Annotated in this window: 12 protein-coding genes; 5 read left to right on the top strand and 7 right to left on the bottom strand. The window is 69.7% G+C overall.

Translation table 11 applies throughout. The features are described 5' to 3' along the window. Positions 1 to 261: 261 nt before the first annotated feature. Together AB0917_RS30920 and AB0917_RS30915 are read right to left on the bottom strand one after the other, a co-directional pair. A complete protein-coding gene (locus AB0917_RS30920; protein WP_366822998.1) occupies positions 262 to 414 on the bottom strand; it encodes a hypothetical protein in 153 nt (50 codons plus the stop codon). A gap of 338 nt (positions 415 to 752) precedes the next feature. Next, the gene (locus tag AB0917_RS30915) at positions 753 to 893 is read right to left on the bottom strand and encodes a hypothetical protein (protein ID WP_366822997.1); all 141 of its coding nucleotides are present in this window, start codon (positions 891 to 893) and stop codon (positions 753 to 755) included. A gap of 303 nt (positions 894 to 1,196) precedes the next feature. Here AB0917_RS30915 and AB0917_RS30910 point away from each other — a divergent pair, with 303 nt between their 5' ends. Further along, positions 1,197 to 1,322, top strand: coding sequence for a hypothetical protein (locus AB0917_RS30910; RefSeq protein ID WP_366822996.1), 126 nt, complete (start codon positions 1,197 to 1,199; stop codon positions 1,320 to 1,322). A gap of 244 nt (positions 1,323 to 1,566) precedes the next feature. On the opposite strand, the gene AB0917_RS30905 is transcribed toward AB0917_RS30910, so the two are convergent. Continuing rightward, the gene (locus AB0917_RS30905) at positions 1,567 to 3,495 is read right to left on the bottom strand and encodes a hypothetical protein (protein WP_366822995.1); all 1,929 of its coding nucleotides are present in this window, start codon (positions 3,493 to 3,495) and stop codon (positions 1,567 to 1,569) included. Between the two features lie 478 nt (positions 3,496 to 3,973). Next, on the bottom strand, positions 3,974 to 5,272 hold the full coding sequence (locus tag AB0917_RS30900; protein WP_366822994.1) for a hypothetical protein: 1,299 nt from the start codon (positions 5,270 to 5,272) through the stop codon (positions 3,974 to 3,976). A gap of 675 nt (positions 5,273 to 5,947) precedes the next feature. Between AB0917_RS30900 and AB0917_RS30895 the strand changes: the two genes are divergently transcribed. Further along, positions 5,948 to 6,121, top strand: a complete 174-nt coding sequence (locus AB0917_RS30895; RefSeq protein WP_366822993.1) for a hypothetical protein — start codon at positions 5,948 to 5,950, stop codon at positions 6,119 to 6,121. 162 nt (positions 6,122 to 6,283) lie between these two features. Here the strand turns inward: AB0917_RS30895 and AB0917_RS30890 are convergent, their stop codons facing one another. Beyond that, on the bottom strand, positions 6,284 to 7,675 hold the full coding sequence (locus AB0917_RS30890) for a hypothetical protein (RefSeq protein ID WP_366822992.1): 1,392 nt from the start codon (positions 7,673 to 7,675) through the stop codon (positions 6,284 to 6,286). A 181-nt stretch (positions 7,676 to 7,856) separates the two neighbouring features. Between AB0917_RS30890 and AB0917_RS30885 the strand changes: the two genes are divergently transcribed. Further along, entirely contained in the window at positions 7,857 to 7,982 is a 126-nt protein-coding gene (locus AB0917_RS30885; RefSeq protein ID WP_366822991.1) for a hypothetical protein, read from the top strand. A 182-nt stretch (positions 7,983 to 8,164) separates the two neighbouring features. On the opposite strand, the gene AB0917_RS30880 is transcribed toward AB0917_RS30885, so the two are convergent. Next, positions 8,165 to 8,362: a hypothetical protein gene (locus AB0917_RS30880; protein ID WP_366822990.1), complete on the bottom strand. Its 198-nt coding sequence runs from the start codon at positions 8,360 to 8,362 to the stop codon at positions 8,165 to 8,167. Positions 8,363 to 8,515: 153 nt separating this feature from the next. On the opposite strand from AB0917_RS30880, the gene AB0917_RS30875 reads away from it, so the two are divergent. Beyond that, entirely contained in the window at positions 8,516 to 9,898 is a 1,383-nt protein-coding gene (locus AB0917_RS30875) for an NPCBM/NEW2 domain-containing protein (protein WP_366822989.1), read from the top strand. A 299-nt stretch (positions 9,899 to 10,197) separates the two neighbouring features. Here the strand turns inward: AB0917_RS30875 and AB0917_RS30870 are convergent, their stop codons facing one another. Continuing rightward, the gene (locus AB0917_RS30870) at positions 10,198 to 10,386 is read right to left on the bottom strand and encodes a hypothetical protein (RefSeq protein ID WP_366822988.1); all 189 of its coding nucleotides are present in this window, start codon (positions 10,384 to 10,386) and stop codon (positions 10,198 to 10,200) included. A gap of 855 nt (positions 10,387 to 11,241) precedes the next feature. Here AB0917_RS30870 and AB0917_RS30865 point away from each other — a divergent pair. Then, a complete protein-coding gene (locus tag AB0917_RS30865) occupies positions 11,242 to 11,535 on the top strand; it encodes a hypothetical protein (protein ID WP_366822987.1) in 294 nt (97 codons plus the stop codon). Positions 11,536 to 11,692 lie beyond the last annotated feature (157 nt).

Genomic DNA, 11,692 nt, shown 5'->3' with positions numbered 1-11,692 from the left:
GCACCACCACCATCGCTGCCGGCGCCCCGGAGCCCGAGGCCACCGGCGACATCCAGTCCTCGCGCCCGCCCACCCTTCGTGAGCATCGTGGGCCTGAGTTCGGCGAACCGTCATCGTCCAGGAGACATCGGGAGACTCCGTTGCAAGGGCTGCCGGGCAGAGGAACCGTGCCGGTTCGCCCTGACGGTCCTGTCAGTGGACTTCGGAAGCCGGTGGAGGATGCCCCTGATCCTGGGGTCGTTCTCCACCGGCTTCGGGGTGTTATCGGCGGTGTGCCGCCAGGGTGCCGCCGACGGCGCAGACCGCAGCTGTGGTCGTGCCGAGCACGGTGGCGGCTTCGGGGCCGCCGGCTATCGCCAGGACCGTGACCCCGGCCATGCCGAGCACGCCCACGACGAGCGTGGCCCAGCCCAACAGGTTGTCCTGACGGTGCTCTCGGGTACCGTCGGGATGAGTACCTGGTTCAGGTACGTCAGTGGATGCCATGGTGCCTCTCTTCCTTCTCCGCATCGGGACGGGACAGCGGCCCCTCGGTAGACGCGAGGGAGATCTGTGTACGGCGGCCGTCCAAAGCAAGCCGTACGGGGGTCTCCCTCAGTCATGAGCGGGCCTCGTCATATGAGCCTAAGGGGCGGCCCCGACAACCCATGGACACGGAGCCGTGCGAGGCCCGGCAGGCAACAACCTGACCTGACAACGCGGTTGGTGAAGTTTTCGCAGCTCAGCACCCGAACCGACGTCGGTGAAAGCACTCATGCCCATCCGGTGGACGGGCTCTCGACATAGATCGGGAGCACGTCGCGCTCCAAGGGAGAACAGAGACTCGGGCGGTACTCCGCCTTCCTGATGAACCCCTTCTCCTTCTTGTTCTTGGTGTCCTTGCTGGCGTTCACCCACACGGTGTGGGGCGAACCTCGACCTTGCGCTGCTGGTGGGACGGGTGCGGCGCACCAGTAGGTTTCCCCGGCCCTTTCGGAAGAAGAAGCCGCTTCTGAACTGCTCCACGGGTATGAGGGGCCAGCTGCAAGGGGCTGCCTGAAGAAGTTGTCCTTCCCGCCGTTGATGACGACGTTCATCTCCGGCGTGGCATCCATAGAGCCGCAGCGCTGGGGTGCTGCAGGTACGGGACGTGTAGGCACAGCCGCCGGATTCCCGTTTCCGCCCAGGGCAGGGGCGGGGGCGTCGGCTGGAACTCCGTGTGCTTCCGGACCAACTTCGGGATGCTGGTGGTCACCTGCACCCAGCGGCCGCACCGCATAGCGGAGAACAAGCCCAGGGTGGATGCGCTGCTGCCGCACGGCTTTGGCAGCTGGGTGAAGTGACCAGACCGCCGTACTTACAGAAGCGCTCGGTCTCGCTGGTCTACCAGGGCGCGGTTGTTCTCGACTAACACGATGCCGGCATAGGACGTGGTGCCGTGCTTCGGTGAGGAGCTTCTTCACGACCAGGCCGCGCTCGGCAGAGGCGAGGGCGGTGGTGCCCTTGCTGTGCACCACGGTGCAGCTTGTCGCGGGGGCGGGGCCGACCGCGCTGCCCTACGGAGAGGCTCCCGCTACGAGGCATCGTCTACAGGTTCCTGCGTCGGTAGGCGCGGGCGTGCAGGGTGTCGGGGTGGTCGGCGCCCAAAGCCCCGGTGTAGTCGACGATGAGCCGGTGGAAGAGGGCGGCGGCGTGTTCTGGGTCGTCGCTCTCCCTCACGGCCACGGCGTGGTTGTAGCGGGTGTTGAGGGTGTTGGGGTGGGCGGGCCCCAGGGCGCGGGTGTAGTCGGGGACGAGCCCGTGGAAGAGGGCGGCGGCCTGTTCCGGGTCGTTGGCCTCCCCTACGTTCACGGCGTGGTTGTAGCGGGTGTTGAGGGTGTTGGGGTGGGCGGGCCCCAGGACGCGGGTGTAGTCGGGAAGGAGCCCGTGCAGCAGATTGGCGGCCTGTTCCGGGTCGCCGGCCTTCCCTACGTTCACGGCATGGCGGCGGCGGGTGTTGAGCGTGCTGGGGTGGTAGGGCCCCAGGCTGCGGGTGTAGTCGGGGACGAGATCGTGGAACAGGGCGGCGGCGTGTTCCGGGTCGCTGGCTTCTCCTACGTTCACGGCATGGCTGTAGCGGACGCGCAGAGAGTCGGAATGAAGGGGGCCCAGGCTGCGGGTGTAGTCGGGAAGGAGCTCCTGGAGCAGAGCGGCGGCCTGTTCCGGATCGCCGGCCTTTCCCACGCTCACAGCATCGCTGTAGCGGACGAGCAGTGGGTGGGAGTGGTCTGGGAGAGGCTCGCCGAAGAGGGCTTCGGCCCGCTCCAGGTCACCGGTCTCCATCCCGCTCTCGCGGCGGGCGCGCAGGATGCGGATGTAGCCGGGCAGCTTGTCGAGCAGAACGGGGGACCGCTCACCAGACCTGGCTGGTCCCACGCTCACGGCATGGTTGTAGCGGGGGTCCAGGCTTTTCGAGCTCAAGGTGCGGCTGTAGTCGGGGAGCGGCTGGTGGAGCAGGCCCGCAGCCCGTCCCGGGGCGCTGGCCTCCCTCACGGACACGGCATGGCTGCGGCCGACTTCCAGATTTCCCACGTTGGTGGGGTTGTCTGGTGGGTTGTCCAGGACAACCCCGGCCGTCGGCTCGTTAAGTTCGCTGGTGACACGGTTGAGCGTGGTGTTGTCTTCTTCATTCACCGCGCTGGCGCGGGCGAGTACGGCGTCGATGTCGTCCCCGACCGGATCCGCGGAAAGGCGATGCTCCTGCAGTTCGTCGGCCAGGACCGGCAGGGCGTCGAGGGGCGAGGCGGTGTCGCCGGCGCGGAGGCGGTCGAGTTCGTCGGTGAGTAGGCGGAGCTGATCCTGAAGGACAGCTTCGAGGGTTTCGGCCTGGCGCTGTTTCTCCTCCGCCCACCGCAGCTCCGCCCGGGCTCGTTGTTCCTGTTCCTCGGCCCGGGCCAGCTTCCGCTCGGCATCCTCCAGCGCCTCACTCCAGGGCTGGGCGCGGAGCTGGTCGCGTTCCTCAACCAGGCCGGCTACTCGCCGGTCGAGCTGGTGGATCATGTTCAGCAGGACCATGACGAGCTTGTCGGAGTTGTTCTTCGCCCGCTCGACCTCCGCCCGCTGCTCCAGGGCCCGGGTCAGACGGTCGTACGTCTCGATCTGCTGGGCCTGCGCCGCCGCGAGCTCCACCGCATACCCCGCACCCGGCCCGGGCGCGGAGTATGCGCCCGCCGCAGTGCGGGAAGTGGGGCGCAATGCCTGTTCACGCAGGGTCAGGGCTTCGTCCTGGCGGCGCTGACGCAGGTCAGGGCGGACGGTCACTCTGATCAACGCGACGATGAACGCCTCTGTCGGCACCTTCCCGCCGAGATAGACCCCGGTCTGGGCCTTCCCCATGCTGATCTCGCCGCCGAGAACAGCGAGGGTCTTTCCGGAGTCGTCCACGTGCCGGCGCAGCGTCTCGGCGAGCTTGCGTGCCGCGGGGTTCTCGGCGCGGATCGGTCCCCACGGCCTGCCCCCGCCGGCTTTCGGTGTCATGTGAGCCCCCGCCCGTTGGGCTGCTGTGGTGTCCGGCCTGTCCTGGACAAAGAGCCCCTGGTCCGGAACTTACCTGCGTTGTCCGGCTTATGACTCCCAGACGACCCAATCCACCCCCACAGTCACTTCCCATCAGCCGCCGGACACCCTCTGTTCTGCGGCACCACTCGGGGAGGACCCTCATGCTTGACCACCTCAACACCGCCCTTGCAGCCCTCGGCGCCTTGGCTGCCCTGGCGCAGCTCGCCCTCGACGTCCACCGCGCCCGCAAGAGCGACAGGAAGGACGACCAGGAGCGGTGAGCCCTCACGGCCAGGGGCGTGCCCGGGCAGAGGCCCCGGGCACGCCCCTCACGTCACGGGACGTGGTGGCTACATCGGCCGTGTTCTCGGTGTTGCGGGGTCGAGGATGGGCCGCACGAAGATCACGTTTTCCTCCCGGCAGCTGGATGTTGCCGCGCGGCCGCCGGTGTGCTGGTTCAGGTGGTGATGCCGAAGTGGTGGAGCCACCACAGTCCGGTGTTGGTGACGCGGGTGGTGACCAGGAGGTGGATGCCCAGGGCGAGTGCCGGGAGCGAGGCGAACAAGGCCCACCGGTGAACCTTGAGGGTCAGGGGCTGGTGATCGCCGGTGAGTCCGTCTGTCATGACGGAGATGACCATCAGGATCGCGTAGCCGATCAGGGTGAAGAGGAGGCCGGCGATGGCGAGGAGGACGAGCCCTGTCAGCGATGGCCCGTCCTTCGATCCGCAGGCGGCGGCGAAGGCCGCGCAGTTCAGGAGGATGAGGAGGGGTGCACCGGTGCTGGCGAGCATGTTGATGGTCGCGAAGAGGGGTTCGAGGGGCCAGATCAGGCGAACACGGCGCTTGTCCTGCGGCGCCGGAGTGACCGTGGTCTGCGGCTGTGGGGCAGGCACCTGCGCGGGCCGGGTCCCCGGCTTCTTCTGCGGGGTACTGCGTGAAGCACGGGTTGTTCCCGTTCCGGGGGAGGCTGTCGCGGTGTGTCCGGCACTCGGCGAGGCCACGACACTGTTGGGCTCTATCGACCCATCGGGAACGGTCTTCTCCTCGCGGAGCCGGGCCAGCTGGCCGCGCAGGGCCTTGACCTCTCGGCGTAGCTGCTGGAGCTCATCCTCGCGGCGTTCCGCTTCTTCCTCCTTGCGTTCCAGGTCTGCGTTCTTGCTGCGTACGAGCTCACCCGCGTCCGCCAGCAGCATGTTCTTGTCCCGCAACTCCAGTCGCAGCTGATCCCGTTCGGCCTCGACTTGTTGCCTGAGCCGCTTCTCCTGGGCGAGTTCCTTCCTGATCTCCTCGTTGATCCCCTTCAGGTCCTCGTCCAGCTCGGCCAGTCGCCGAGCGGTAGCGACCCGTATCCCCTCCATAGCCTCCTGCACCGCGGCGTTCTGACTGGCCAGGGCCGTTTCTTCAAAAGCGGCGCGCTCCTTCTTCAGCTGCTCGATCTCTTCTAGGGCCCGACGCAGCTTGGCCCTAGGCGTCTGGGCTGCCTGCGCGCTCTTTCGCAGACGGTGCAACTCCGCGTGCGCTTCGGGGGACAGCGGGTGCCCGTGATCGGAGACGAACACCGCTAGGACGTCCACGAATCTCTCGGGAGCGACCGCTCCCCCGTTGAGGTAGCGGCTCACTGTGCCGCTGTGGAAATTCGCCTTCTCAGCAAGCCGGTACTGCTGGACATCACCACGGTCGCGGACAGGCTGATACGCAGCATCGAGGGCCTCGCCGTAGAGGCTGGCTTCTATGCTGACCGACTCTTCACTCACGTGCGCCCCCTCGCTCCAGGCTTGCATGATGCCGCCTGCTGCCAGCTCACCGCACGGCCTTGAACCAGGAGTCCCGTTGCCGATCACCCGGAAACGTCGTTGCCCCCTTCCGGCAACGGCACGGCACTGGTGATGTTCGAAAGACCCCTGCACCTCGCACGGGGAACGACGAACGGAGAAGCACCATGCCGGCGAAGCACCACGCCGCTCACCCCGGACCGCACCGGGCAGACCCTGACTCTGAAGGCGGGAGACGGACCGGCTCACCCCGGGGCGCGGTAGCGCTCTGCGCCGACCCAGTACCCAAGGCACTGTTCCCCGCCCAGCCCGCTGCCCGGTGGTCACGCCTCGCCTGGGCGGTTCGCACGACCGACGGCCCCCGATAACAGCGCAGGAGTCCCCTCCCGGCCGTCACGTCGACCATCCACCCCTGCCCACAGGAAGCCAGGAGTAGGTGTTGCGCCGCTAACACCGCCGCATCGCACTGTGCTTCCAGCAGTCTCGACCACCCGGTTGTCCAGCCCTCGCGAATCCGCTCCGACGCCCCGTCACCAGCTCGCCGACGAGACCTGGATCGGAGTCTCGCGAAATATTGAATGGCCGGCGGCAGGTGCGGACTGTTGTCCCCGCGCTCACCCGGAGCGCCCCTTTCACCCCACGAAGGAGAACACCGTCATGTCCTCGCTCGCCCTGCTCGTCGCCGTGCTCCTGGTCCTGGTCACCGTCATGTTCGTCGGCGCACTTCTCTACCTCGGGCACCACCACCCGAAGCTGATCGCCCCGCTGACGCTCGCCATGGTCGGCGCGGCGCTCGTCGCCGCCCTCGTCGTCCCGATCGTCACCTCATGACGCCCCGGCCGCCGCCCCCCGCCTCACCGAGAAGACGGACGAGGGGCGTCCGGGAGGTACAGGCCGACCGCGGCCGAGGCTGCCGGAGAGCCCTGCCCGGTGCGTGCATCACGTCCGTACCGCGGCCACCTACCTGCCCGAGAGGGTGGCCGCGGCTGGCACTCACGTGGCGTCGTAGGCGAGGAAGGCGAGGTGGATGGCTTGGGCGAGGCTGGCTTCGTCGGTCAGGTCGATGCTGACGCGGTACGCACGGTGCCCGGTAACAAGGGTGCGAGCTTGTGTAGCTCCTATCGCGTCGAGTTGTTCCCGGGTGTGGTGGAGCCGGAGGTTGATGCTGCTGCGCTCCGCGTAGACGTAGGCGAAGCCACCGAACTGTGAGCCCTGGCGGCGCAGCCGGAGGTAGCCGCTGTAGTCGAGCGGCGCCCCCGGCTTGGCGTTCTGACGCTTGATGCCGTGCACCTGGACGTTCTCCCACCGCGTTGCCTCGGCCAGGAAACGAACGAACAGATCGGGCGCCGGGCTGCGCCGCAGCAGCGCGCGCACTGCCTCCTGTCCCTCATCCGGCACGCCGGGAAGAGACGAGGCCGCGCTCACGGAGCGGCCCGCCAGGACCGCGGGGTTGTCTGGTGGGTTGTCCTGGACAACCCCGGCTGCTGGTTCGTCGAGTTCGCTGGTGAGACGGTTGAGGGTGGTGTTGTTTTCGTCGTTCACCTGGCTGGCCCGGGCGAGGACGGCGTCGATGTCGTCCCCGACCGGATCCGACGACACTGGCCACGCCTCGGTCTCGTCGGGCAGGGCGGGCAGGGTCTCGATGGGTGAGGTGGTGTCGCCGGCGCGGAGGCGCTCGAGTTCGTCGGTGAGCCGGCGGAGCTCATCCGTGACGCGGGCTTCGAGGTCTTCGGCCTGGCGCTGCTTCTCCTCCGCCCGCCGCAGCTCCGCCCGGGCCCGCTGCTCCTGCTCCTCGGCCCGGGCCAGCTTCCGCTCGGCATCCTCCAACGCCTCGCTCCGGGGGCGGTTGAGCAGCTGGTCGCGTTCCTTGGCGAGGTCGTTGAGCCGCCGGTCGAGCTGGTGGATCATGTTCAGCAGGACCATGACGAGCTTGTCGGAATTGTTCTTCGCCCGCTCGACCTCCGCCCGCTGCTCCAGGGTCCGGGTCAGGCGGTCGTACGTCTCGATCTGCCGGGCCTGCGCCGCGGCGAGCTCCACCGCATACCCCGCACCCGGCCCGGCCACGACGGGTGCACCCGTCGCGGTGCGGGGAGCAGGGCGCAGGGCCTGGTCGCGGAGGGTGAGGGCTTCTTCCTGGCGGCGGCCGCGCAGTTCGGGGCGGACCGTCGCTCTGATCAGCGCGGCGATGAACGGCTGTGTCGGTAGCTTCCCGGCGAGGTAGACCCCGGTCTGGGCCTTGCTCATGCTGATCTCGCTGCTCAGGACGGCGAGGGTTTTCCCGGAGTCGTCCACGTGCCGGCGCAGTGTCTCGGCGAGCTTGCGTGCCGCAGGGTTCTCCGCGCGGATCGGCCCCCACGGCCTGCCGCCGCCGGTCTTCGGTGTCATGTGAGCCCCCGCCCGTTGGGCTGCTGTGCTGTCCGGCCTGTCCTGGACAAAGAGCCCCTGGTCCGGAACTTACCTGCGTTGTCCGGCTCCTGACTCCCGGACGACCCGATCCCCCTCCACAGTCACCTCCCATCAGCCGCCGAACACCCCCGTTCCGCGGCACCACTCGGGGAGGACCCTCATGCTCGACCACCTCAACACCGCACTCGCCGCCATCGGCGCCCTGACCGCACTCGCCCAGCTCGCCCTCGACGCACACCGCGCCCGCAACAGCGACCGGAAGAACGAGGACGACCAGGAGCGGTGAGCCCTCAGGGCCAGGGGCGTGTCCGGGTGGAGGCTGGCCCGGGCACGTCCGAACGTCTTTGTTGCGGAGGGGGGCCAGCTCGCGCAGCGCGCGCCGGGAGCCTCCCGCTGGGCCGGCTCTCGATGACCCGTCCCTGTGTCCGGTGCCCGGACCGTTGCGGTGTCTGGGCTCACATGGCTGCCCTAGTTCTGGAGGATGGTGTAGAGGAGGGCGAGGACGGTGGTGGCGGTGACCATGGAGGTGCCCAGGGCGGGGTTTTTGTAGGAGAGCCGTCCGATGCTGAGCCCGGTGAGGGTGAGCAGGAGCAGGACGGTGATGAGGTGGCCGGTCATGGTGTTGCCTTCCAGGTCGGGGCCCCGCGGTGGGCGGGGTTCGGCCATTCCCGCGACTTGCCGTACGGGAAGGGCCCAACCCCAGTGCTGTGGGGGCGAGTTGGCTTTACAGTGACCGGGCTGTGGGGTGGTGGGCGACCGCGCCGCGACAACGGGTTTCGGTGCGGGGGAGCACCGGCCGGGTGGTGAGGGGGAGCACAGGTGAGCCAGCACGAGAACGGCCGGGGAGAGGACCTGCCCGCGCGCCGGCAGGCGCGTGAGGAGAGGGACCGGATCAAGGCCGCTTTCGGTGCCCGGTTGCGGGTTCTGCTGGACCTCACGGGCCTGAGTTCGCGTGAGTTCGCCGCCCGTTTCCCGGCTTACAAGGACTCCACGGTCCGCAAGTACACCCTGGGCACCAACCTGCCACCGTGGGACTTCCTGAACGACCTCCTCACCGAGGTCGCCCGCCGCACCGACGACCCCGCCGCCCCGCAGCGCCGCACGGAACTCTTCTCCGCCTACCGCACCGTCCTCATCGACACCGGCGCCACCACCCGGGGCAGCGACCAGAACTCTCTCCTGCTGCGCCTTCTGGATGGTGAGGAAGCCCTGCACCGGCTCGCCGCGGAGCTCGCGGAGGTCCGCGGACGGGAGAACCGGCTCCGCCTGGACCTCGAGGAGGAGACCCGCCGGGCGCAGACCCTGCCCGGCACAGGCATCGGGGGTCGGGAACGTCTGGGCCGGCTCCAGGAGGAGGCCCGGGTCCTGGCCGAGCACCGCGGCGAGCTCGTCCACCGCCGTGGTGTGCTGGTCACGGAGCTGGACGACTGCCGAGGGCGGTTGGCGGTGATGGAGGCGGCCGGGAGTCCGGGTGACCTGGTCCCGGCGGGAACCGGGACGGGTGCGGGAATGCACCAGACACCGTCGCCGCCCCTGCCTCCCGGACCCCCCACCAGCTTCACGGAACCGTCGTCACCGTCCGGCCGCCGCCGGCGTCCCCTGGTGCTGATCGCCGCAGCGGCGGCCGTGGTGTGCCTGGCGGGCGGCGGCGTCGCGGTCGGGATCTGGGCGGCCGGTAACGGTGACACGGACAACCGGGCCACCCCACCGATGTCGGCGACCCCCCGCACCACACCGACGCCCTCACCCGCGACGCCCTCGGCCCCGGCGACATCCGCCGCGCCTGCGCCGGCGCCGGAGCGGAGCAGCTGGTCGCTGATCGAGGACCTGGTGCCGATGGACGTCTACCCGGAGGGCACCAAGCGTTCGTTCACCGCCGGTGCCCTCACCGTCAACAACCGCGCCTACCCCGCGACCCTGTACGCGTTCGAGGCTGAGCGCACCTGGCAGCTCGGCCGCGAGTACAAGACGTTCACGGCCAGCGCCGGTGTCTCGGACGCCACGCCCTCCGGCGACGTCATCACCTTCACCGTCCAGCTCGACGACGGCGTCGCCAAAGAGTTCACGATGGCTCCCGGGGACACCGTGAAGAAGGTGTCCCTGAACATCAGCGGCGTCTTCCGGATCAAGCTCACCGTCCAGGAGTCCTTCAGCACCCAGGAGGGCTACGGAGCGTGGATCGACCCCACCATCACCAAATAGGTTCCCCCGGGAGCCCTCCCGGCCGGTGAAGCCGCGGTGGGATCGGGGCCGGCGGGAGCGTTCAGCCGGAACCCGGCCGCCAAGAGGTCGTCCACCGGGATGAGCCATCCCCGGGTCTCGTCCGAGACCGCGCCGGGCAGGTCTCCCGCCTCACGGCGGCGGCGGATCGTGGCCGGCTCACACCGCACGCGGTGGCAGCCTCCCGCTGGGTCAGCATCGGACGCTTCATGCCCCTATCCTCCCCGCCCCGGCCTGCACCGCCCGCCGCGCCGCCGGTCCGGTTGGGTGACCCCCACTCGTCACCCGGCGGTGGTGGGGCCGGTGCTGAGCGGGCGTCGCCCGGCTGGCCGGGAGACGGGCGGGGCAGCGGTGGCCCCTTCCAGGCGCTCCGCCGCGAGTACGGCACGCGGTACGGCCCCACCGGGCGGTGCCCCCTGGTCGTCGGCGGCGGGTACGGGTCCGGTGCCCAGCGGGCGGCGGGTGGTCACCCGACCATTCTCTCCCCGCGGAGGTCACCGACTTCCTTGAGAGCAAGTGCAGGGGTTGCGGGGCTTGCCCCGGCGCAGTGCAGTGTGCTGCCACACCCGTCGCACACCTCGCACGCGTGCGAGCCCTCGCACCAGTGATACGCGTGCGAGGCGGCAGAGCCGTGCTCCTGGTGGTGCTCGTCCTCACCACGCTGGTGCCCGCCCGCACCGCCTGGGGGCGGTGAAGTCGGTGTGGTGGCGCGGTCGCCCACCACCGCCCCGTCCCGTCACGGTGATGTCAGCAACCCGCCCGGCGGGGGCTTGCGGGACTAACCCCGCCCCGCCGCAGAGTGCTCCCACCAGCCCCGACCACCCGACTGTCCAGCCACCGCGAATCCGTCCCACCACCCGCCCGACACCAGATCCCCCTCCCACAACAACGGGGCTTGCGCGGCTTACCCCGCCGCAGTGCAGTGTGCTGCCACAGCCCGCGACCGAAAGTCGCCCGTCACTTTCGCGCTTTACCCCTCCATAACTAAGGCGTAGGAGCCCAGGGGCTAGCGCTCCTTGTTCTGTCGCAGTGCAGGGTGCTGCCAGCAGTCCCGACCGGCCTGCGACCCGCCCAGAGAACCACCCCCTAGTGCCTATGAGGCCCGCCGGACGGGACTTGCGCGGCTTGGCCGGCCTCACCGCATGGTGCTGCCACAGCGCCCGACCACCCCGGTTGTCCAGTCCTCGCGAATCCGTCCCGACACCCCGTCATCGGCCCCAAGGAGAGGCCCGGATCGGATTTTCGCGAGAACTGGAACGACCGGCCGACGGCGCGGACTGTAGGCCCCGCGCTCATCCGGAGCGCACCAACGAAGGAGAGATCTCATGACGACGACGATGACGACCGCACCGGCCCCGACGACCGCTCCGGCCCCGACGACCGCTCCGGCGCCCGTGGTCCCGCCCCCGCCCGCTCCGGCCCTGGTGCCGGTTGCCGCGTCGCGGCGGTCCGTGCACCTCCTGATGGCCGCAGTCGGCTGCCTCGCGGTGGCCTGCCTCCTGTACGTCCTGGTCGACCGCCCCGGCCTCCGGGGTCCTCTGGCGGACCTCGCGACGATCATCACCCCCCTGGTCGGTGCCGCCGGTCTCTTCCGGGGAGCCTCCCGGGCGAGCCAGTGACCCACCGGGCCGCAGGGCCCGGCGTGCTCCTGGTGGTCGTCGGCGTACGTCACCTCCGTGACGTACGCCGGGCCTTACGGCCCGGTGGTGGGGTAAGCCCGCAAGGGGGGGGGGGGTACCCCCCCGCCGGGGGGGGGTTGCCGCCCCGCGGGGGGCA

It is taken from the genome of Streptomyces sp. NPDC007346 (assembly GCF_040703535.1).
Classification (GTDB): domain Bacteria; phylum Actinomycetota; class Actinomycetes; order Streptomycetales; family Streptomycetaceae; genus Streptomyces.
This window is presented reverse-complemented; position numbering and strand designations above follow the sequence as displayed.

Coding starts and splice junctions, on each gene's coding strand:
- AB0917_RS30865 (WP_366822987.1), top strand. CDS start 11,242: ATGACGACGACGATGACGACCGCACCGGCCCCGACGACCGCTCCGGCC.
- AB0917_RS30885 (WP_366822991.1), top strand. CDS start 7,857: ATGCTCGACCACCTCAACACCGCACTCGCCGCCATCGGCGCCCTGACC.
- AB0917_RS30895 (WP_366822993.1), top strand. CDS start 5,948: ATGTCCTCGCTCGCCCTGCTCGTCGCCGTGCTCCTGGTCCTGGTCACC.
- AB0917_RS30880 (WP_366822990.1), bottom strand. CDS start 8,362: ATGGCCGAACCCCGCCCACCGCGGGGCCCCGACCTGGAAGGCAACACC.
- AB0917_RS30890 (WP_366822992.1), bottom strand. CDS start 7,675: ATGACACCGAAGACCGGCGGCGGCAGGCCGTGGGGGCCGATCCGCGCG.
- AB0917_RS30905 (WP_366822995.1), bottom strand. CDS start 3,495: ATGACACCGAAAGCCGGCGGGGGCAGGCCGTGGGGACCGATCCGCGCC.